Origin of the sequence: Synechococcus sp. Cruz-7E5, from assembly GCF_024345995.1 — a bacterium.
Lineage (GTDB): Bacteria > Cyanobacteriota > Cyanobacteriia > PCC-6307 > Cyanobiaceae > Regnicoccus_A.
The window spans coordinates 60,123-78,104 of sequence record NZ_JAGQCE010000007.1; the positions used below are offsets into that span (position 1 = coordinate 60,123).

General features: G+C 63.4%; 22 protein-coding genes. 10 read left to right on the forward strand and 12 right to left on the reverse strand.

The features are described 5' to 3' along the window. Window positions 1-10: 10 nt before the first annotated feature. The gene (locus tag KBY77_RS09620; RefSeq protein ID WP_255103700.1) at window positions 11-604 is read right to left on the reverse strand and encodes a hypothetical protein; all 594 of its coding nucleotides are present in this window, start codon (window positions 602-604) and stop codon (window positions 11-13) included. A gap of 123 nt (window positions 605-727) precedes the next feature. Between KBY77_RS09620 and rppA the strand changes: the two genes are divergently transcribed. Then, window positions 728-1,432: a two-component system response regulator RppA gene (gene rppA / locus KBY77_RS09625; RefSeq protein ID WP_255103702.1), complete on the forward strand. Its 705-nt coding sequence runs from the start codon at window positions 728-730 to the stop codon at window positions 1,430-1,432. Between the two features lie 11 nt (window positions 1,433-1,443). After that, a complete protein-coding gene (rppB, locus tag KBY77_RS09630) occupies window positions 1,444-2,820 on the forward strand; it encodes a two-component system sensor histidine kinase RppB (RefSeq protein WP_255103704.1) in 1,377 nt (458 codons plus the stop codon). A gap of 505 nt (window positions 2,821-3,325) precedes the next feature. Here the strand turns inward: rppB and KBY77_RS16780 are convergent. From KBY77_RS16780 to KBY77_RS09645, 4 genes are all read right to left on the reverse strand, one after another. Beyond that, the gene (locus tag KBY77_RS16780) at window positions 3,326-3,550 is read right to left on the reverse strand and encodes a type II toxin-antitoxin system HicA family toxin (protein ID WP_399212613.1); all 225 of its coding nucleotides are present in this window, start codon (window positions 3,548-3,550) and stop codon (window positions 3,326-3,328) included. Continuing rightward, complete coding sequence (locus KBY77_RS09635) at window positions 3,547-3,813, reverse strand: type II toxin-antitoxin system HicB family antitoxin (protein ID WP_255103706.1); 267 nt, start codon at window positions 3,811-3,813, stop codon at window positions 3,547-3,549. The genes KBY77_RS16780 and KBY77_RS09635 overlap by 4 nt, the downstream gene beginning before the upstream one ends. A 124-nt stretch (window positions 3,814-3,937) precedes the next feature. Beyond that, window positions 3,938-4,639 carry an endonuclease NucS domain-containing protein gene (locus KBY77_RS09640; RefSeq protein WP_255103708.1) on the reverse strand — a complete coding sequence of 234 codons (702 nt, stop codon included), beginning with the start codon at window positions 4,637-4,639 and terminating at the stop codon, window positions 3,938-3,940. Between the two features lie 240 nt (window positions 4,640-4,879). Beyond that, the gene (locus tag KBY77_RS09645; RefSeq protein ID WP_255103711.1) at window positions 4,880-5,809 is read right to left on the reverse strand and encodes an integron integrase; all 930 of its coding nucleotides are present in this window, start codon (window positions 5,807-5,809) and stop codon (window positions 4,880-4,882) included. Between KBY77_RS09645 and KBY77_RS09650 the strand changes: the two genes are divergently transcribed. Both KBY77_RS09650 and KBY77_RS09655 read left to right on the forward strand, forming a co-directional pair. Next, window positions 5,808-6,518, forward strand: coding sequence for a trans-aconitate 2-methyltransferase (locus KBY77_RS09650; RefSeq protein WP_255103713.1), 711 nt, complete (start codon window positions 5,808-5,810; stop codon window positions 6,516-6,518). The genes KBY77_RS09645 and KBY77_RS09650 overlap by 2 nt on opposite strands. Before the next feature lie 17 nt (window positions 6,519-6,535). Further along, window positions 6,536-6,949 carry a hypothetical protein gene (locus KBY77_RS09655; RefSeq protein ID WP_255103714.1) on the forward strand — a complete coding sequence of 138 codons (414 nt, stop codon included), beginning with the start codon at window positions 6,536-6,538 and terminating at the stop codon, window positions 6,947-6,949. A gap of 6 nt (window positions 6,950-6,955) precedes the next feature. Here the strand turns inward: KBY77_RS09655 and KBY77_RS09660 are convergent, their stop codons facing one another. From KBY77_RS09660 to KBY77_RS09685, 6 genes are all read right to left on the reverse strand, one after another. Beyond that, window positions 6,956-7,351, reverse strand: coding sequence for a L,D-transpeptidase (locus KBY77_RS09660; RefSeq protein WP_255103716.1), 396 nt, complete (start codon window positions 7,349-7,351; stop codon window positions 6,956-6,958). A 15-nt stretch (window positions 7,352-7,366) separates the two neighbouring features. Beyond that, window positions 7,367-8,647 (reverse strand): SufS family cysteine desulfurase, encoded by a 1,281-nt coding sequence (locus KBY77_RS09665; RefSeq protein ID WP_255103848.1) that lies wholly within the window; start codon window positions 8,645-8,647, stop codon window positions 7,367-7,369. 68 nt (window positions 8,648-8,715) lie between these two features. Then, entirely contained in the window at window positions 8,716-9,957 is a 1,242-nt protein-coding gene (locus KBY77_RS09670) for a SufD family Fe-S cluster assembly protein (protein ID WP_255103718.1), read from the reverse strand. 11 nt (window positions 9,958-9,968) lie between these two features. Next, a complete protein-coding gene (sufC, locus tag KBY77_RS09675; protein WP_255103851.1) occupies window positions 9,969-10,757 on the reverse strand; it encodes a Fe-S cluster assembly ATPase SufC in 789 nt (262 codons plus the stop codon). A gap of 79 nt (window positions 10,758-10,836) precedes the next feature. Then, window positions 10,837-12,279 (reverse strand): Fe-S cluster assembly protein SufB, encoded by a 1,443-nt coding sequence (gene sufB, locus KBY77_RS09680; protein ID WP_255103720.1) that lies wholly within the window; start codon window positions 12,277-12,279, stop codon window positions 10,837-10,839. Window positions 12,280-12,284: 5 nt separating this feature from the next. After that, the gene (locus tag KBY77_RS09685; RefSeq protein ID WP_255103722.1) at window positions 12,285-12,656 is read right to left on the reverse strand and encodes a ferredoxin-thioredoxin reductase catalytic domain-containing protein; all 372 of its coding nucleotides are present in this window, start codon (window positions 12,654-12,656) and stop codon (window positions 12,285-12,287) included. Between the two features lie 306 nt (window positions 12,657-12,962). On the opposite strand from KBY77_RS09685, the gene sufR reads away from it, so the two are divergent. Further along, window positions 12,963-13,631 carry an iron-sulfur cluster biosynthesis transcriptional regulator SufR gene (sufR, locus tag KBY77_RS09690; protein ID WP_255103725.1) on the forward strand — a complete coding sequence of 223 codons (669 nt, stop codon included), beginning with the start codon at window positions 12,963-12,965 and terminating at the stop codon, window positions 13,629-13,631. Further along, window positions 13,624-14,013, forward strand: a complete 390-nt coding sequence (locus tag KBY77_RS09695) for a hypothetical protein (protein ID WP_255103727.1) — start codon at window positions 13,624-13,626, stop codon at window positions 14,011-14,013. Before sufR ends, KBY77_RS09695 begins: the two co-directional genes overlap by 8 nt. Here KBY77_RS09695 and KBY77_RS09700 read toward each other — a convergent pair. Continuing rightward, on the reverse strand, window positions 13,979-14,878 hold the full coding sequence (locus KBY77_RS09700; protein WP_255103729.1) for a DMT family transporter: 900 nt from the start codon (window positions 14,876-14,878) through the stop codon (window positions 13,979-13,981). The genes KBY77_RS09695 and KBY77_RS09700 overlap by 35 nt on opposite strands. A gap of 55 nt (window positions 14,879-14,933) precedes the next feature. On the opposite strand from KBY77_RS09700, the gene KBY77_RS09705 reads away from it, so the two are divergent. The 4 genes from KBY77_RS09705 (at window position 14,934) to KBY77_RS09720 (ending at window position 17,922) form a co-directional block, all read left to right on the forward strand. After that, entirely contained in the window at window positions 14,934-15,560 is a 627-nt protein-coding gene (locus KBY77_RS09705; RefSeq protein ID WP_255103730.1) for a phycobiliprotein lyase, read from the forward strand. A gap of 114 nt (window positions 15,561-15,674) precedes the next feature. Beyond that, window positions 15,675-16,436: a phycobilisome rod-core linker polypeptide gene (locus tag KBY77_RS09710; protein ID WP_255103732.1), complete on the forward strand. Its 762-nt coding sequence runs from the start codon at window positions 15,675-15,677 to the stop codon at window positions 16,434-16,436. A gap of 200 nt (window positions 16,437-16,636) precedes the next feature. Then, window positions 16,637-17,749 carry a DUF4912 domain-containing protein gene (locus KBY77_RS09715; RefSeq protein WP_255103734.1) on the forward strand — a complete coding sequence of 371 codons (1,113 nt, stop codon included), beginning with the start codon at window positions 16,637-16,639 and terminating at the stop codon, window positions 17,747-17,749. Continuing rightward, on the forward strand, window positions 17,749-17,922 hold the full coding sequence (locus KBY77_RS09720) for a hypothetical protein (protein WP_094556404.1): 174 nt from the start codon (window positions 17,749-17,751) through the stop codon (window positions 17,920-17,922). The genes KBY77_RS09715 and KBY77_RS09720 overlap by 1 nt, the downstream gene beginning before the upstream one ends. The last annotated feature ends 60 nt before the right edge of the window (window positions 17,923-17,982 follow it).

Consider the following 17,982-nt stretch of genomic DNA (forward strand, 5'->3'; position numbering starts at 1 on the left):
GCTTCGGGTGTCAGTTCTTCTTCCCAAGGCGGGAGGCCACGACCACACCGCCCACCACCACCACCGCAGCACCGGCCCCAATCACCAGGGGGTTGAGGCCTGCGGCGGTCGAGGGCGCGGCCGCGGCTGGGTTGGCTGGGGCATCAGAAGCAGCAGCGGGGGGTTCCCCACTGGCGGCCACGGCGCTCTGGCTCTTCTTCGATTCCGCGTAGAGCGAGAGGGCCCCCTGGGTCACCACGTTGTCTCCCGGCGAGATGCTGCCGTCGGTGATTTCGATCTGATCGCCCTTGCTGGCGCCGGTCTGGAGGAACACCGGGTCGTAGGTGGTGCCGCTTTTCACGAACGCCAGGGGCTTGCCATCGGCATCCACCACCGCAGCGACCGGAATCGAAATCACACCGCCGACTTCCGTGGCAGGGGCGGTGGTGATACCCAGCATGGAATCGATCTCGGCGCTGGCCTTCACCTGGCGCACATTCCCCTGCTGCTGAAACTCATCGCCATGGCCCACATGGGCCATTGCTGGTTGGATACTGCCGAGGGCCAGGATGCCGAGGGTCATGGTTCCGAGGCTGAGGCTGGTGGCCAGAAGAAGGGCGCGCATGCTGCTGCTGCCGCGAGGGCAGGACAAGGACCCGCCGAGGATGCCGCAAGGGGGATGAAAAACAGGTGAAACCGTTTGTGCTGCCTAGGATCAGCCCCGATCTCTGTCCCATTGCCCAGGCCTATGCCCCAGCGCATCCTGTTGGTCGAGGACGAAGAGGAGCTGGCCGCTGCGATCCAGGCGGTGCTCAGGGCTAAGCAGCATGTCGTTGATCACGTGGCGGAGGGCCTGGGGGCCTGGAGCTTGATCCGCAGCGAGCTGGCCACCTACAACCTGCTGATCGTCGATTGGATGCTGCCGGGTCTTTCAGGACCTGAACTCTGCCGTCGGGTGCGCGGGGCAGGCCTCACCCTGCCGGTGCTGATGCTCACGGCCCTGGCCGACACCAGCCACCGGGTGCAGGGCCTTGATGCCGGCGCCGACGACTACCTGAGCAAGCCCTTCGCCATGGAGGAACTGCTGGCGCGGATCCGGGCGCTGCAGCGGCGTCAGCCCAACTACCGCGAGCTGCAGCTCAGCTGCGGGCCCTATGTGCTGGATCCGGCCGAGGGCTGTCTCACCGTGCAGCAGGGAGATGAAACCAGCAGGATCACGTTGTCCGCCAAGGAACTCCAGCTGATGGCCTACTTCATGGAGCATCCGCAGGAGATCATCTCGGGATCACGGCTGCGGACCCAGCTCTGGTCGCTGGATGAGGATCCGATCAGCAATGTGGTCGCGGCCCAGGTGCGTCTGCTGAGGCGCAAGATCGCCAGCCACGGGCTGGCATCTCCGATCGAGACCGTGCCCTCCAAGGGCTATCGCTTCGATCCCGATCCGGAGCCATAGGAAGGCTCACCATGGCCAAGCCTGGACCCATCCCCCGCAGCCGCCTGCGACTGGCGGCTGTCTACCTGGGGGTGATCGGGGTGATTCTCTATGGCGCGGGCCTTGGCATGTTTGGCCTGCTGATGCGTGCCAACTGGTCCGCCCTCGAGCGCGAGGTGGAAACCCTGGCCGGCACCTTGCATGACAGTCTCAAGCCGTTGTTGCCGGAAGAAGCCAGGCCCTCTCCCCAGCTGGCTGCGGTGCTTCCCGGCCTTTGTCTGGTAAGCGATCCCTGTCCGTCACCCCCCTCACTGATCTCGCGCCATGCAGTGAGCGTCACGGACCCGGAGCGGTTCTACCTGCGCCTGCTGGATCCCCGTGGCGTTCTGATCGCCCATTCCCCGGGATCGCCAAGTCGTTCGCCCCGAGCCAAGGCTGAACGCCTCGACCCCGCCTGGTCGGTGGAGGAGGGGCCAGGGGGCGATCGCTTTCTCCAGTATTCGATCCACCTGCACCGTTCCCACACACCAAATCATTCAGGCGCGAATGCACTGGAGCTGGATTGGGGCTATCTGGAGATCGGGCGCAGCCTGCGCGGACTGGACGCGGAACGGGAACGGCTCTGGTGGGCAACCCAGACGATTGTGGTGCTCGCCCTGCTGGTGGCGGGCCTGGCCAGCTGGTGGCTGTCTGGTCTGGCGATGCGGCCACTGCTGGCGGCGTACCGGCAGCAGGAGCAGTTCACCGCCGATGCAGCCCACGAACTGCGCGCACCTCTGGCCAACCTGCTGGCCGTTGTGGAAGCCCACAGGGCGCAGCCTCCGGCTGACGCCGTTGCCAGGGAGCAGATGCTGGCGGCGGTCCACGGGCAGGGTCTACGGCTGAGCCGTTTGATCGCTGACCTGCTGCTGTTGGCCCGGCTCGATGGTCACGAGGCCGCAGCGGCAGTGCAGCCCTGCTCCTTGGCTGAGATCGCGCACGATCTGCAGGAGGAGACCAGCGAGGCGGCGGCGACAGCACAAGTGCAGCTGCGTCTGCTGGGTGGTGAAGTGGATCTCCATGTGTTGGGAGTGGAATCGGAGCTCTATCGGCTCGTGTCCAACCTGCTCCTGAACGCGATCCAATACACGCCCCCAGGCGGAGAGGTGTTGCTGAGACTCAGTCGCGAGGGAACCTATGGGTGGTTGCAGGTACAGGACAGCGGTATCGGCATTACCCCGGCGGATCAAGAACGTATCTTCGATCGCTTCTTTCGCAGTGATCCCGGTCGTTCCCGCCGTCAGGGCGGCACCGGCCTTGGTCTCTCAATCGTGGCCGCGATCGTGCGCCGCCATCACGGACAGATCTCGGTGGACTCCAAGGTTGGCTCCGGCAGTGTCTTTTCCGTGAAGCTCCCACTGGCTGGCTGAGGTCCGTGGATGGCTGAGAAGACCCTGCCTCCTCCCAAAGAGATGGAAACCCGATCACATTGGCGTGGTACAGATCTCTATGAAGCCATGGAATGATGCATCTCTTTCAATAAGTGATTGGGCGCAATACCTGCAGAGAGGCATAGAGACCACTTTTTACCCTATCTTTCAGGCTCATTATCCTGTTTCACAGGGGACAGAAGTCGGAGATGCTTCCATGAACGGGAATTGCAACGCCATGGGTACCGCAGATTAGATGTTCTATTCTGGATGAGCCCAAGGTCTCAGATTATAAAGAGTATCGAGCCATTGGGTGACCCGCCTTACTGCCTGGCCAAAGGCATGTTGGCAGCAGAGCCAAGGAAAGGCAGAGTTTCCTTTTTGGATTTCATGGCATGACTCACATCCCTCGAACGCCCAAGATCAGCGGAGGGAAGCCCAATCATTCTTCAGCCATCTTTGGCTCCGGCCGCTGAATCTTGATGTTGGACAGCCGTTGAGTTCGTCATAGAAGGTCTTGCAATTCAGTTCTTGAGAGCTTGACATCACGAACGATGCTTGCCAAGAGGCCAGGCCCCAACGTTTCATTCGAATGAACGGGAACAACTGTCGTTCTTCCATCCAGGTGCTTAAGGAAATGGTGGCTCCCTCTTACCCTGATTTCTTCAAAACCAATTCTCTTCAAGGCTGCGATGAGAGTCTTTCCTGAAATCGCAGAATATCTCGTCACACTTCAACGGTAACCCGTTGTACTCCTACAAAATCAAGCGACTCAGGATGAGTGCCCGCAACTTCCAGGCAAAGCTCAATGGCTTCCTTGATTCGCTCCATTAATTGATCCAAAGATTTAGCTTGCGTATGGCAACCGGGAAGAGCAGGGACGGTCGCCACAAAGAAGCCTTCTGAATCTTTTTCGACTACTACATCAAACTGTCTAGACATTGAAGTCACCTCCTCAACCCATTGTAGCTGCTTAGCCGCAGACTGGTTCATGTCCCGCGTTTACCGGTCGGTCCAACGCCCGCGATCACCTGGCCACAGAGAGTTGGGACTAGAGGCTCCTTGTGAGTTAAGGCGACCTCTCGGTGGTGGGTCAGGTGAATCGCGTTGTTGGGCTTCAGGTAGCATCTAATGCAACTTTGTTGACTTGTACAGATAGGCTGTATTCATACAACTGAATATCCGGAAGCTCTGAGCAAGCGAGCTTGAGATCATCGCTGATTTCTTTTGCGACTATAATCCCTCGCACTCTCTGCTGGGGATCAGCTTGATTCTTCTTTATCCATCCAATATAACGTAGTATTTGACCTACCACTCGGTCATATCCCTTGGATACTTTTAACTCAATGACAACATAGTCGCCGTTGCTGTCAACCGCTAGGATATCTATTAAGCGCCCACCTACAGGGAATTCGACCCCCGTTATCCCTTCATCTGAGTAAAGCCGGAGGGAGGGTTCAAGAATGTGCAAACTTCGCGCAAGGTAGTCTCTGAGATCATGTTCATAGGCAAACTCGCTTGAGGCCCCTGGGGATTCGGCTGGAGAATCGTCTGGAACTGGAGATAGGTCAGATATGGGTGTTGGATCTCGACCAGGCTCATAAAGGCGAAAATGAGAGCCGTCAATCTTGAAGAATTTATCATCTGATCCATCTGCTCTAGCGCTATAGTGAACTCTTGAAGGTGCATTTATTGAAAGCCTTGTCAAATGTGCGGCTACAGTAGCCTGCTTGACATTTGGATAATTCTTGGCAAACCATTGCACCGCCTGTTCCCTAGAGATGGCTTCCCCTGGAGATAGTCCCATGGAGGAGATCATGTCGTGCATTAACAGCCGAACAGGTTTGTCATTTAATGCGGCCACGGTTTTTCCTTACTGTAAGCCCAACTTGTCATTGGACGGTTCTGAGAACCAACCCCGCTCACGCCGTTGCTTCTGTGAACCCAGGCCATCAAGTGGATGCGAATCCTTGAAAAACCTGAAGCAGCCTAGGTCCTCTTGATCTGTATGGAGAACCCGCATGTGGTTCTCTGGTCAGAGAACCACATGTTCGGTTTGCTACACAAAGTCTGCGGGGCTGCTCACGCCCAGTGGTCCACGGTTGAGCACATGGGTGTAGATCATGGTGGTGCTCACATCCTGATGACCCAACAATTCCTGGATCGTACGGATGTCCTGACCCCGTTCCAGAAGGTGCGTGGCAAAGGAATGGCGAAACGTATGGCAGCTGGCAGCTTTGCTCACTCCAGCATCAGCCACCGCCTGCTTCACGGCCCGCTGCACCACGGTGGGGTCAAGATGGTGTCTCCCCTGAGCCCCTGTTCTGGGATCCAGCCAGCGCTTCTGCTGGGGAAACACCCACTGCCAGGCCCACTCCCGATCTGCGTTGGGATACTTCCGTGCCAGAGCGTATGGCATGAGCACCCGGCCCCATCCGGCCGCCAGATCCCCCTGATGAAGACTTCGCACCTCAAGCAGATGCTGCCGCAGCGCAGCCATCTGGCTCTGGGGAAGCATCGTGAGCCGATCCTTTCCTCCCTTGCCATCACGAACCACCAGTTCGCGACGATCGAAGTCCAAATCCTTGACCCTCAACCTCAGCGCCTCCATGAGCCGCAGACCACTGCCATACAGCAACCCCACGACCAACGCCGGCACGCCCTCAAGGCGCTGACGGACGGCTTTCACCTCCCCCTCACTGAGCACCACCGGCAGCCGCTTGCGCGTCCGTGCCCGCACCACACCGTCGAGTTCCAGATCCCGCTCCAACAGCTCCCGGAACAGAAACAGCAGCGCACTCAGGGCCTGATTCTGGGTTGAGGCACTCACCTGCAGGTCCTCCCGGTAGCGCTGGATCAATCCGGGGGAGCGGGCTTCAGGAACCACGAGCAGGGGTTGGGCAACATGCGTGAAGAGTTCCCACGCCAGGGCGCCTACGCTCACCGCAGGATCGGCGGCAGGCCGCACCGGCTGCCCAGCCTCAGGCATGGACTTCTTCGACCGTCAATGGAGCACCTACCGCCGGGTGGTCGACCACGACCTGATGGAGCATCAGGCGCTCTCAGCGGCCACCACCGCGGCGATCGAGGGCTGGCTGGCCCAGCGGCCCCAGGGATCGTCACCGCCCCACATGGTGGATCTGGGCTGCGGCGACCTCGGCCTGCTGGCGCCGCTGCTGCGCCACCTGCCGCTCGGCTCCTACCTGGGCCTCGATCTCTCCGCCCCGGTGCTGCCGCGGGCGGCGGCGGCGCTTGGCCCCGTCTCCTACGCCTGCCAGTGGCGTGAGCAGGATCTGCTGGCCTGGGCCGAAGCGGAGCCCGAACCCGAACCGGTCGATCTGCTCCATTCCGCCTTCGCCCTTCACCACCTCAACGACGTGAACAAGTCGAGGTTTCTGGAGCTCTGCCGCCGTCATCTGGCGCCGGACGGAGTCCTGCTCTGGGCTGATGTTTTCCGCGAGCCGGTGGAAGCGCGCGAGGCCTACGTGGCGCGCTACGTGGAGCGGATCCGCAGCGGCTGGAACCCACTCGAACCCGAGCAACAGCAACAGGTGATCGACCACCTCAGCCAGTTCGACGACCCGGCCGATCGTGGGGCCATCCAGCGCAGCGCCGAGGCGTGCGGCTGGCGGTGGCAGTGGCTCTGGCAGGGAGCCCACCACGCTGAAGCCCTGGCCATGCTCACCCCGGTACGTTGAGGGAGATGCCAGAGACGATGCGCCGAAGCCTTCTTCTCTTGCTGGGCCTGGTCGCCGCTGGCGTCAGCTTCAGCAGCGGCTCCAACTCGACCGCCGCCGAGCTGCAGCGTGTCATCCCCGAACGCTTCCGGGGGGAATGGCAGGACAGCCGCCACCCCTGCGGCTCTCCGATCAACATGGAAACACGCCTGCTGCTGCAGGCAGGCACAGTCACGTTCTACGAAAGTGGCGGCCCCGCCGTTGCGGTGGTCACCAGCGGGACCTCGGAGCTGGCCCTGATCACCGCACTGGCCGGGGAAGGCCAGACCTGGCTGGATCTGCGCCGGTTCCTCCTCTCCGCCGACCAGTCCACCCTCACCGACGTCACCCATGCCGGGGGGCCAGACCAGGACAAGCCATTCGTCCGCAAGCGCTGCCCGCCCCAACGCTGAATCCGTTCAGGGCCGGATCTCAACCGGTGTGCCCAAAGCCGTGCGCGGAAACAGCCAGCGGGCCGTGGCACTCGTGGTGCGGATGCAGCCGTGGCTGCGGGCCACACCGAAGCACTGACCGGCCCTCTCCTGCCAGGGGGCAGGGTGGAGGCAGAGGCGATCGGGGGCGAGGCCGCCACCGCTGAGACACATCACGTTCGGCACGGCGGGGATGCGGTAATCGGCCCCCACCAGCGTCGTTTCGCTGTACTTGCTGCCGATCTGAAACCGTCCCGTGGGAGTTGACATACCAGGTATGCCCGTCGAGACCAAGGCGGCATAGAGCAACCGTTGCCGGTCGTCGTAGGCATAGAGCTTCTGCTCGGAGAGATCGACCAGCAGCGCCGCCACGATTTCCAGCATCAATGGGCCAGCCCCTCAGCTGTGCTCCCTGAGGAAGGCAACGCTGCTGGCCAGCTCTTCAGCGAAGCGATCGATCTCCGCGAGGGTGGTGGTGAAACTGAGGCTGGCGCGGGCTGAACCACTGATTCCGTAGTGGCGATGCAGGGGCTGGGTGCAGTGATGGCCGCTGCGGATGCAGATGCCGCTGGCATCCAGCAAGGCTGAGATGTCATTGGCGTGCAATCCCTCCACCACGAAGGCGGCCAGGGCGCCACGGTGGGGTTGCTGCTGGGGGGTGGGGCCCAGCACCCGCAGGCCTTCGATCCTCTGCAGCCGCTCGAACAGATGGGCGGTGAGCCGCTGCTCCCAGGCATGGATGCGATCAAGCCCGATGGCATTGAGATAATCGATGGCGGCACCCATGCCCACGGCCTCACCGATCGCCGGTGTGCCCGCCTCGAACTTGTGGGGCAGCTCAGCCCAGGTGCTGTGATCCAGGTACACGTCCTGAATCATTTCGCCACCGCCGAGGAAAGGCGGCATCGCCTCCAGCAGCGACTCCCGCGCCCAGAGGAAGCCCATGCCCGTGGGGCCGCAGAGCTTGTGGGAAGAACCCACCAGAAAATCAGCGCCCAGGGTCTGAACATTCACCGGCAGATGGGGCAGGCTCTGGCAGGCATCCACCAGCAGCAGAGCTCCGGCTGCATGGGTGAGCTCGGCGATCGCGCCGATCGGGTTGTGGCAGCCGAGGGTGTTGCTGATCTGCACCACGCTCACCAATCGGGTGCGCTCATTGATCTGATTGCGCAGATCCTCCAGATCCAGTTCACCGCCAGCGGTGAGGCCGGCGTGGCGCAATCGGGCCCCCGTGCGCGCAGCCAGCTGCTGCCAGGGCACCAGGTTGCTGTGATGCTCCATCACCGTGAGCACGATCTCATCGCCCGGGCGCAGGAAGGCATCGCCCCAGCTGCGAGCCACCAGGTTGATCGCCTCAGTGGCATTGCGGGTGAAGACGATCTCCCGGGGCGTGGCGGCGCCTACGAAGCGGGCGGTCTTGTCGCGGGCTCCCTCGAAGGCATCAGTGGCTCGTGCACTGAGCTGGTGGGCGCCGCGATGCACGTTGGCGTTGTCATGGCGGTAGTAGCGCTGCAGCGCATCGAGCACCGCCCGGGGCTTCTGGCTGGTGGCAGCGTGATCGAGGTAGATCAGGGGCTGACCAAGGCAGGCCTGATCCGCCAGCAGCGGGAAATCAGCGCGGGTGAGAGCGGCCAGATCCTCGGGGCCGGCTGCAGGTCCAGCCTGATGGCCAGGCTTCATCTGACGGCCGTCGACCACCTGCTCGGCGGGCGTGGTCACAGGAGCGGAGGTGGTGGAAGGCATCGTGATCAGTCCTCCCCCAGCATTCGCTGCAGTGGCCTCCAGGCAGCCGCAGCGGCAGGCAAGGCCCGCAGCACCTCCTCGCAGAAGCCGCGCTTGAGCAGTCCGGCAGCCACCGACGCCGAGAGACCCCGACTCTGCAGATAGAACAGTTCGTCGGTCTGGAGCCGGCTCACGGTGGCGCCATGGGCGCAGCGCACGTCGTCGGCCACGATCTCCAGCTCCGGCTTGGTGTCGATCCGGGCCTGGTTGGAGAGCAGCAGGTTGCGGCTGAGCTGGGAGGCATTGGTGCGCTGGGCGGCCCGGGGAACCCTCACCGCTCCGTTGAACACGCTGCGGCCGCGGTCATCGGCAATGGCTTTGTGAAGCTGATCCAGCTGGCCCTCGGGGCCGCGGAATTCGACGCGGCTGTGGGTGTCGACCAGCTGTTGGCCGTCGGCCAGCTGCAGGGCTTTGAGGCTGGTGGTGGCTTCGCCATCCACCTGCACCACCCGGGGCTCGAAGCGCGAGAGCGCCCAGCCATGGCTGGCCCACACCGACTCAAGCTGACTGCGGGGCTCCTGCTCCACCGCCAGGTGGCCCAGGAAACAGGCCTGACCCTCTCCCAGGGCCAGCAGGCCATGACGCAGCGTGGATTCGCGGCCCAGATGGGCTTCCATCACCAGGCTCGAAAGGCTGCAACCTGAGCCGAGCTGGATCTGCAGCACCTTCAGGCTGGCCTTCTCCTCCAGCAGCAGCAACACCCGGACGGGGCGCATCACACCGTCTTCGGCGGCCTGGCTCACCAGCTCCAGGGTTGGGACCACCGCACCACTCACCCGCAGCGCCAGCACCCGGGTGGCGCTGGCCTGGTTCAACTCCACGGGCCAGTGCTGCTCACAGTTGCAGGCGGCCAGGGTGTGACCCAGAGCCTGCTGCACCTCATCAGAGCTCAGAATCGAAAGGCCGGCTGGCAGGCTCTGGCCGTTCAGGAGATCATCTGGGGCATCAAGCCAGAGGCGGAACACATCTGCCGCAGGCTCGGGCCAGCCGACCTGGGCGCTGGAGGGAGCGAGGACCGGGGCCAGAGCCGTGAGCGGGGCGAGGTCGGTGAAGCGCCAGTCTTCCTGGCGGCGGGAAGGCAGCGGCTGGCGGGAGAGGGCTTCCCGGCCGCGCCATTGCACCGCTTCGAGCTCACCGGCAGGGGCAGGCAAACGCTCCAGGAAAGTGGTCACCCAGGTGGAGGCGGCCACAGCCGCGGAGTTGGACATCGCAGCCACCATCAGGCCACCTCCAGCACGGCCAGCTCCTGATCGACCCAGTCATAGCCGCGATCTTCAAGCTCCAGCGCCAGCTCCTTGCCGCCAGTGCGCAGGATCCGGCCGCCCGCCATCACATGGACGTAGTCAGGTGTGATCACATCCAGCAGACGCTGGTAGTGGGTGATCAGCAAAGTGGCGTTTTCGGGGCTGGCCAGGTGATTCACACCGCCAGCCACGATCCGCAGGGCGTCGATGTCGAGGCCGGAATCGGTTTCATCGAGGATCGCCACCAGCGGATCGAGCAGAGCCATTTGCAGGATCTCGTTGCGCTTCTTCTCACCGCCGGAGAAGCCCTCGTTGACGCTGCGTTCGAGAAAAGCCGGATCCATCTGCACCACCTGCAGTCGCTCACGCACCAGGTCCTCAAAGGCGAAAGTGTCGAGCTCCTCCTCGCCTTTCTCCATGCGGCGAGCATTGGTGGACACCCGCAGAAATTCGAGATTGCTCACCCCCGGGATCTCCACGGGGTACTGAAACCCCAGGAACAGCCCCAGCCGGGCTCGCTGCTCCGGTTCGAGGTCGAGCAGGTCGGCGCCGCGATAGCGCACGCTGCCGCCGGTGACGGTGTAAGCAGGGTGGCCGGCCAGCACCTTGGAGAGGGTGCTCTTGCCGCTGCCGTTGCGGCCCATCACCGCATGGATCTCTCCGGCTTTGATCGTGAGATTGACGCCCTTCAGGATCGGCTTGTCCTCTACTCGGGCCTGCAGGTCAACGATCTCGAGGAGGGTATCGGCGTCGGGGCGAATCACAGCTGATGAAACAAGGGAAACGACAGGGGAAGGAGCCACGCTCCGGGAGAACAAACTGTGCTGGACAAGGCCGGGGTGTTCAGCCCACCGAACCCTCCAGCTTGAGGGCAAGGAGCTTGTCGGCCTCAGCCGCGAATTCCATCGGCAGCTGGTTGAACACATCCCGGCAGAAGCCGCTCACCATCATCGACACGGCTTCCTCGAAGCCGATGCCCCGGCTCTGAAGGTAGAAGAGCTGATCGGCGGAGATGCGGCAGGTGCTGGCCTCATGCTCCACGCTGGCTTCGGGTTGTTGTGAGCGGATGTAGGGGTAGGTGTTGGCGGCCGCCTGATCGCCGATCAGCATCGAATCGCACTGGCTGTAATTACGCGCACCCCGAGCCTTGGGACCAATCTGAACCAGACCTCGGTAGCTGTTGGAGGAATGGCCAGCGCTGATGCCCTTGCTCACGATCGTGGAGCGGGTGTGGGGGCCAACGTGGATCATCTTGGTGCCGGTGTCGGCCTGCTGGCGGTTGTTGGTGAGTGCCACGGAATAGAACTCACCCACCGAATGAGCCCCCTGGAGGACACAACTGGGATATTTCCAGGTGATCGCCGAACCGGTTTCCACCTGGGTCCAGCTGATATGACTGCGATCACCGCGACAATGACCGCGCTTGGTCACGAAATTGTAAATACCTCCCACACCATTCTCATCACCTGCATACCAGTTCTGGACGGTGGAATACTTGATCGAGGCATCGTCGAGGGCCACCAGCTCCACCACCGCAGCATGCAGCTGGTTGGTATCGAACATCGGGGCGGTGCAGCCTTCCAGATAGCTCACGGAAGCGCCTTCCTCAGCCACGATCAAGGTGCGCTCGAACTGACCGGTATCGCCGGAGTTGATGCGGAAGTAAGTGGAAAGCTCCATCGGGCACTCCACACCCTTCGGGATGAACACGAAGGAACCGTCACTGAACACGGCGGAATTGAGGGCCGCGAAGAAGTTGTCGTTGCTCGGCACCACAGTGCCGAGGTAACGCTCGATCAGCTCGGGGTGATCCTTGACAGCCTCACTGATCGAGCAGAAGATGACGCCGTGCTCTGCAAGCTTCTCGCGATAGGTGGTGGCGATAGAAACGCTGTCGAAGACAGCATCGACAGCCACATTGCTCAACCGCTTCTGTTCGCTGAGAGGAATGCCTAGCTTGTCGAAGGTTTCCAGCAGTTTGGGATCCACCTCATCCAGACTTGCCTTCTTCTCCTGCTGGCGGGGTGCGGCGTAATAGATCATCTCTTGATAATCGATCGCCGGATGCCCCAGGGCCGCCCAGTCGGGCTCCTCCATGCGCAGCCACTGCTGATAAGCCCGCAGACGAAAATCGAGCAAAAACTGCGGTTCACCCTTCTTGGAAGAGATCAGCCGTACGACATCTTCGCTGAGACCCTTATCGATCTTGTCAGTTTCAATGTCGGTGACAAACCCGTATTTGTAGGGTTGGCTGACAAGATCGCCGACGCTGGTGGAGCTGCTCATGGCATTCAGGCGGCAGGGGGTTCGGTATGGGTCTTGATCTCCTCGAGACTGATGCTCTGCTGCTCGCCACGGAAGGGGTTGTCTTCAGTCAGAAAGAGCATGCAGTGGCATTCCTTGCGCTCCCTCATCGGCACGCAGGGACAATTCCAGAACGCCTGCTCCGCCTCGGCCTGCTTGTCCTCGTAGTGGCGACAGGGACAGAGAGCCGCCCCCAGCTGCTCCTTGTGGCGGGCCAGCCCTTCGAGCACCACCGCCGTCACCCCGGGGTCACTGCAGAAATAGGTGTCGGTCCGCTTGGCGAAAGCCTCAGCGAAACGCCGGATCAACTCCAGGCTCTCGCTGCTGGGGGCGGCCGTGGCGGAGGGGGCGTCGGACATGAATTCAGAACAACGAGGGAGTCACCGAGGCCGGAGCGGAAGCCCCAGGCGGCGGGAGGATTGAGACAGAACCCGGCAGCAGCACGGCTGCGGGAGGCTGGCGGAATTCCCCAGGAGGGTCATCGCACCGGGCTGGCGGCACGATTGAATTACGAAACACAAACGTTTCGTTACCGACAACCCTAGGGCAGCCGAGCTGGCGATGGGGGCTGGCGCCATTCTGAACTGCCCGTTTCCACAACACCTGAAATAGCGTGGCAATGTGTGGAGAAGGTTCGCGACCAGACGAGCCGGGCTGAGTGTCCGATGAGCGCTTCCACCCAGACACCAACCCGAGAAGCAGCCCTTGCCCTCCTGCTGCGCCAGGGAGAGGCCACGGCAGCTCAGCTCGCCGAGCTTCTGGGTGTGTCGGTGCAGGTGATGCGCCGCCATCTGCGCAGCCTTGAAGACGATGGCCTGGTGGCCAGCAGCCCCAGCGGCGAAGGCCCCGGGCGCCCAAGCAATCACTGGCACCTCACCCCTGCAGGGCACGACCAGTTCCCCAACGGCAGCGAGCACTTTGCCCTGGGTCTGCTCACCTCCCTCGCCGACAGCCTTCCTGCCGACACCGTGCAGACCCTCCTGCGCCAGCAGGCCATTGCCAAAGCGCTCGACTACCGGCGGCAGATCGGCACTGGCTCCCTGCCGGAGCGGCTGGAGCGGCTGGTGGAGCTGCGCTGCAGCGAGGGCTACGTGAGCGACTGCCACCCCGAGCCCGACGGGCTGTCCTGGTGCATGAGCGAATTCCACTGCTCCGTTTCCCGCCTGGCTGAACAGTTCCCGGTGCTGTGCGATCAGGAACTGCAACAGATGCGCCACACCTTCCCCGACTGCAGCGTGGAGCGGGTGCACTGGCGTCTCGAAGCGGGCCATTCCTGCGGCTTCCGCATCACCCCTGACAACGGGGGATCTTCCCAGCTCTCCCAGGATGGCTGAGTCCCAGGCCGGCCCCCTCGCCAGCGACGACCTGGCCGCCATCGAGGCCACCCTGCTCCCCAGTCTCGAGCGCCACCACCTGCGCCTGCTGGCCCACTGCCTGCGCACCCTGCAGGAGGCCGCCGGCAGCCGCTGCGGCCCCCTGCCTTCCCGCCCCGCCCTGCTCGCCTGGGTCGCAAGCCAGGGCGCCCTGGTGGCCGATCCCGACTTTCAGCAGGTGTTTCTCAACCAGCTCGAATGCGCCGCTCTGCAGTTGCAGGAGCTGGCGATCAGGCTCGACTGCGAACCCCTCGCCCTCGAGATCGGTGACCTGATCGCCTGGGCGGAGGCGGCAGCCAGAAGCCGGCTCAGCCTCGCCACCCCAGTCCAACCACCAGGCTGACCCCGGCCAGGGCCAGCACAGCCGCCAGCAAGCCACTGAGGCCTGGCCGGTCACCCTCCAGGCCCGCCAGGGGCAGGGCCAGCACCGGAGCGGTGGCCAGCAGGGCCACGGCCAGGCCGGCCGGCAGGTGCTGGAGAGCCGTCTGTTGCAGCACGATGCCGGCACTGGTGCCCAGCAAAGTGGCGAGCAGCACCAGGGGCCAGCGCAGCCGCAGCGTCCGCGGGCGCATGCCCGGGGGAGGCAGCCGCCGCAGCAACGGCACCATCACGATGGCCGCCGCCGCCAGGCGCAGGGTGGCCGACTGCAGCGGCGGCAGATCCGAATCACGCAGGGCCGCTCTTGAGAGCAGGGCACCGGCGCTGCCGCAGACCAGGGCTGCCAGGGCCAGCACCAGGCCCAGTCGCTGCCCCCCCGGGGGCAAGGGCACGACGTCAGGCCCCCCGGACGGGGACGGCTGACGGGCCACCAGCGCCACCGACAGGCAGATCAGGGCCACCCCAAACCCCTGGGGCCAGCGGGGCCACTCGGCCAGAAACAGGGCCCCGCCCAGCAGTGACAGCGCCGGACCACCCGCCTCGAGGGTGAGGGTGCGGCGCGTACCCAGCCGGCGCAGGGCCGCGAAGTAGAGGCTGTCCCCCATAGCGATGCCGACCACGCCGCTGGCCAGGAGCAGCATCAGCGCCAGGGGGGAGACCAGCCACCCCCCCAGCAGCAGAACCGGCAACTGGAGTCCCACCGCAATCAGGTTCTTGACCAGGTTGAGCTGGGCGGCGCTCAAGGAGGTGGGCAACCGCCGCCAGAGGCTGCTGGAGAGCGCCCAGCAGAGGGCTGCGGCCAGGGCCGCCACGACTCCCGTTGTGGCCACCGGGCAACGGCTGGGGTGAGGGAGTTGCGATCATCGCTACAGCCGTGCTGCCCCCGTGAGCGTTCCGATCTCCGATGCCCTCAGTTTCTTCAGGCTGAGCTGCGGCCGCTGGCGCTCCCAGCGCACCAGCCACCACCTGTTGCACAGGCGCGCCGAGGCCGGCGGGTCTCTGATCGAGGTCACGGAGGTGGAGGCCAGCGACCCGCGCCTCCAGGCGATTGCCGAACTGCACGGCCAGGACCCGGCAGGGCTGGTGGGGGGCTGCCAGGTGCGCTGGAACGGCTCGATGGCCTGGGACAAGGCTGGTGAAGCGCACCAGGGGGAGTCGGTGTTCGGCCTGATCCCCACCGACGCCTCAGGGCGCGCGGGATTGCTCTTACGCGACCGGGGCTACGCGGAGACCGCTCCGGTGGCTGGGCACTTCCGCATGGATGAGCGCGACGGCCTGTTGCTCACCACGGCCTACGAAACGATGAGCAGCCTGGAGCGCTTCTGGTTTCCCAACCCAAATCTGCGCCTGCGCACCAGCACGGTGGAGGGGCTCTCCAACACGGCCTCTTTCTGCATGGAAAGCCGCTGCCTGCCTATCGACGGCGAAGGGGAAACCAACGACTCAGACGATGGCGCCACAGTCGTATCGGAGCCCCCCCGCAGGCCACTGGTTTCAGCCTTCGGCTGGTGAGGAACGTGCCCCTGCATGCCTCTCAAACATTACGGACTGTGAGCCCTGCCGCCCCTGGCGGGGTTCGATCGGGGCTGACTTCTACGATCCACAGCGACGGATGACGATGTTCGCGTGGCGATCCCGCTTCTGAAGTACGCACCCACCAGCCAGAACTCTCGAGTCAAGGCTTTCCGCGTGGGCTCCGACGAGGATCCGAAAGGCGTCTCGCTTGACAAGGCCTTTGATCGCAACGCCCAGAACGTTGTGATCGAATCGGCCTACCGTCAGATTTTCTTCCACGCCTTCAAGGTCGACCGAGACACGATTCTGGAATCGCAGCTGCGCGACGGCCAGATCTCTGTGCGTGATTTCATCCGGGCTCTGTGCCTCTCGGATACCTTCACCCGCAGCTTCTACAACCTGAACAGCAACTATCGGGTGGCCCGCCACCTTGTGGAGAAACTGCTGGGCCGCCAGGTGTATGGAAAAGCCGAAGAAATCGCCTGGTCGGCTGTGATCATGACCAAGGGCGTGGCCGGCGCCGTAGATCAGATCCTCGACAGCGACGAGTATCTCGAGAACTTTGGCTACGACACCGTGCCTTACCACCGCAACCGGGTGGTGGGCTCCCGTGAAGTGGGCGAAACCCCCTTCAACATCACCTCGCCGCGCTACGAGGCCTACTACCGAAGCATCCTGGGATTCCCCCAGATTGTTTACACCGGTACCGTCAAGTCTCTGCCCACAAGAGCACGTCAGCGTCGCGGTGGCTTCCCCGAGGACTACCTTCCCTGGGTGCGTTCGATGCCTGCCATGCGCACCGGAGCCGCATCATCAGGCAACACCAGCATGGATTACCTCTCCAAGGTCCCCTATCGCAGTGTGGGCCGCTGAGTTCAGCGGTCTGCAAGCCCCAAACTCCCTCAGCAACGGCGGCTCACCCCGCCGTTTTTTCATGGCCATCCAGCGGAGGCCCAGTCAGCTGTTGCTGACGGAGGGCGGCTGGATGGCCGAGATCGGCGGGATTCAGCCCAAACTGATCCCAAACGAAATCCGGAGAAACGGTGACTCAGGCTCTCTCGTCCTTGGCTCGCATGACCCTGCGTCAGCTCCGCCAGATCGCCAGTGACCTCGGTGTGAGCCTCTACAGCCGCAAAACCAAAGAGGAGCTGCTCAACGAGATCCAGAGCTCCAAGGGCGAAGGGGAACGATCTCGCAGCGAAACGGTGATGGCACCAGGTGCCTCCACGCCAAGCCTGGAGATCCTGGAGGCAGGCTTCACTCCAGCTCCACGGCCCGAGGTTGAAACCAAGGTTGTGTTTCTGCCCAGGGACCCCCAGTGGGCCTATGTCTTCTGGGAGATCGCCGAAACCGAGCGCATCAAGGCCATCGAGGCTGGTGCTGGCCAGCTCTGCCTTCGTGTCGCCGACGTGACCGGACTGCCCTCGGGCGCCGCTCACCCCCACACGCTCCAGGAAGTTCCCGTCGATAGCCATGCCACAGAGTGGTACCTGCCCGTTCCACTGAGCGACCGCGATTACCGCGTTGAGCTGGGGTACCGCAAGCACGGTGGTGGCTGGCTCTCCCTGGGTTTCTCAGCCATAGCCCGGGTACCTTCCCTGCATCCAAGCGAGCAGATCCTCGATCAGTTCGTCCCTTTCTCTCTGGAAGCGGCACCCAGCGACACAACCCTGGCCAGCTCCTATCCCCAGAGCGGTCTCCACGCGGCCGGAGGAGTCGACAGCGGCCTGCATGAGCGCCTGTATCAAACCGCCACGGTGCGCTGGAAGCATTTCGGCCGCGGTTCCGAAGCCTTCCATGAGCTCGAAGACTCTGACTCTGCTGCAGGCCTGCGCAGTCTCCACGATTCGGGCATCGGCCTTTGGGCCAGTGGCCGTAACGAATCAGGCATCGGTGGTGTTGCGCCCCGTCAGCGTTCCTTCTGGCTTGTGGCCGATGCCGAGCTGATCGTCTACGGCGCCACCGATCCGACCGCCAAACTCACGATCGGCGATGAAGCCGTGCCTCTCTCTCCCGACGGCACCTTCCGCGTGCAGGTGCCGTTCCGCGACGGCCAGCAGCTCTATCCCATCCAGGCAGTGGCCGCCGATGGCGAGCAGAAGCGCAGCATCACCCTCAAGTTCGAGCGCACCACCCCTGAAGACAACAGCAATCCCTCCGACCAGGCCGTGGCGGAGTGGTTCTGATGCGCACCTTCGTCGCACTCACCCCCCTGGCCGGCACTCTCGCCCTGCCTTTCCTGGTGCCAGTGCTGATGGTCAAAGTGGGTATCGGCACGGCCGTGGGCATGGCCGTACTGGTGAGCACCCTCTGGTTCGTTGTGATGCTGCGCACCGCTGAGATGCCAGGCCACCACTGAGGCCAGCCCAACTCCCCCATAGCGGGGAATGCTCAGGGCAGTCGCAACGCGCTGTCCGTG

What these genes read in the sequence shown, in the direction of transcription:
- rppB (WP_255103704.1), top strand. Translation starts at nt 1,444, where the DNA reads ATGGCCAAGCCTGGACCCATCCCCCGCAGCCGCCTGCGACTGGCGGCT.
- KBY77_RS09715 (WP_255103734.1), top strand. Translation starts at nt 16,637, where the DNA reads ATGACCCTGCGTCAGCTCCGCCAGATCGCCAGTGACCTCGGTGTGAGC.
- KBY77_RS09720 (WP_094556404.1), top strand. Translation starts at nt 17,749, where the DNA reads ATGCGCACCTTCGTCGCACTCACCCCCCTGGCCGGCACTCTCGCCCTG.
- sufB (WP_255103720.1), bottom strand. Translation starts at nt 12,279, where the DNA reads ATGAGCAGCTCCACCAGCGTCGGCGATCTTGTCAGCCAACCCTACAAA.
- sufR (WP_255103725.1), top strand. Translation starts at nt 12,963, where the DNA reads ATGAGCGCTTCCACCCAGACACCAACCCGAGAAGCAGCCCTTGCCCTC.
- KBY77_RS09620 (WP_255103700.1), bottom strand. Translation starts at nt 604, where the DNA reads ATGCGCGCCCTTCTTCTGGCCACCAGCCTCAGCCTCGGAACCATGACC.
- KBY77_RS09650 (WP_255103713.1), top strand. Translation starts at nt 5,808, where the DNA reads ATGGACTTCTTCGACCGTCAATGGAGCACCTACCGCCGGGTGGTCGAC.
- KBY77_RS09660 (WP_255103716.1), bottom strand. Translation starts at nt 7,351, where the DNA reads ATGCTGGAAATCGTGGCGGCGCTGCTGGTCGATCTCTCCGAGCAGAAG.
- KBY77_RS09685 (WP_255103722.1), bottom strand. Translation starts at nt 12,656, where the DNA reads ATGTCCGACGCCCCCTCCGCCACGGCCGCCCCCAGCAGCGAGAGCCTG.
- KBY77_RS09695 (WP_255103727.1), top strand. Translation starts at nt 13,624, where the DNA reads ATGGCTGAGTCCCAGGCCGGCCCCCTCGCCAGCGACGACCTGGCCGCC.
- KBY77_RS09655 (WP_255103714.1), top strand. Translation starts at nt 6,536, where the DNA reads ATGCGCCGAAGCCTTCTTCTCTTGCTGGGCCTGGTCGCCGCTGGCGTC.
- KBY77_RS09640 (WP_255103708.1), bottom strand. Translation starts at nt 4,639, where the DNA reads ATGATCTCCTCCATGGGACTATCTCCAGGGGAAGCCATCTCTAGGGAA.
- rppA (WP_255103702.1), top strand. Translation starts at nt 728, where the DNA reads ATGCCCCAGCGCATCCTGTTGGTCGAGGACGAAGAGGAGCTGGCCGCT.
- KBY77_RS09670 (WP_255103718.1), bottom strand. Translation starts at nt 9,957, where the DNA reads ATGTCCAACTCCGCGGCTGTGGCCGCCTCCACCTGGGTGACCACTTTC.
- KBY77_RS09635 (WP_255103706.1), bottom strand. Translation starts at nt 3,813, where the DNA reads ATGAACCAGTCTGCGGCTAAGCAGCTACAATGGGTTGAGGAGGTGACT.
- KBY77_RS09645 (WP_255103711.1), bottom strand. Translation starts at nt 5,809, where the DNA reads ATGCCTGAGGCTGGGCAGCCGGTGCGGCCTGCCGCCGATCCTGCGGTG.
- KBY77_RS09665 (WP_255103848.1), bottom strand. Translation starts at nt 8,647, where the DNA reads ATGAAGCCTGGCCATCAGGCTGGACCTGCAGCCGGCCCCGAGGATCTG.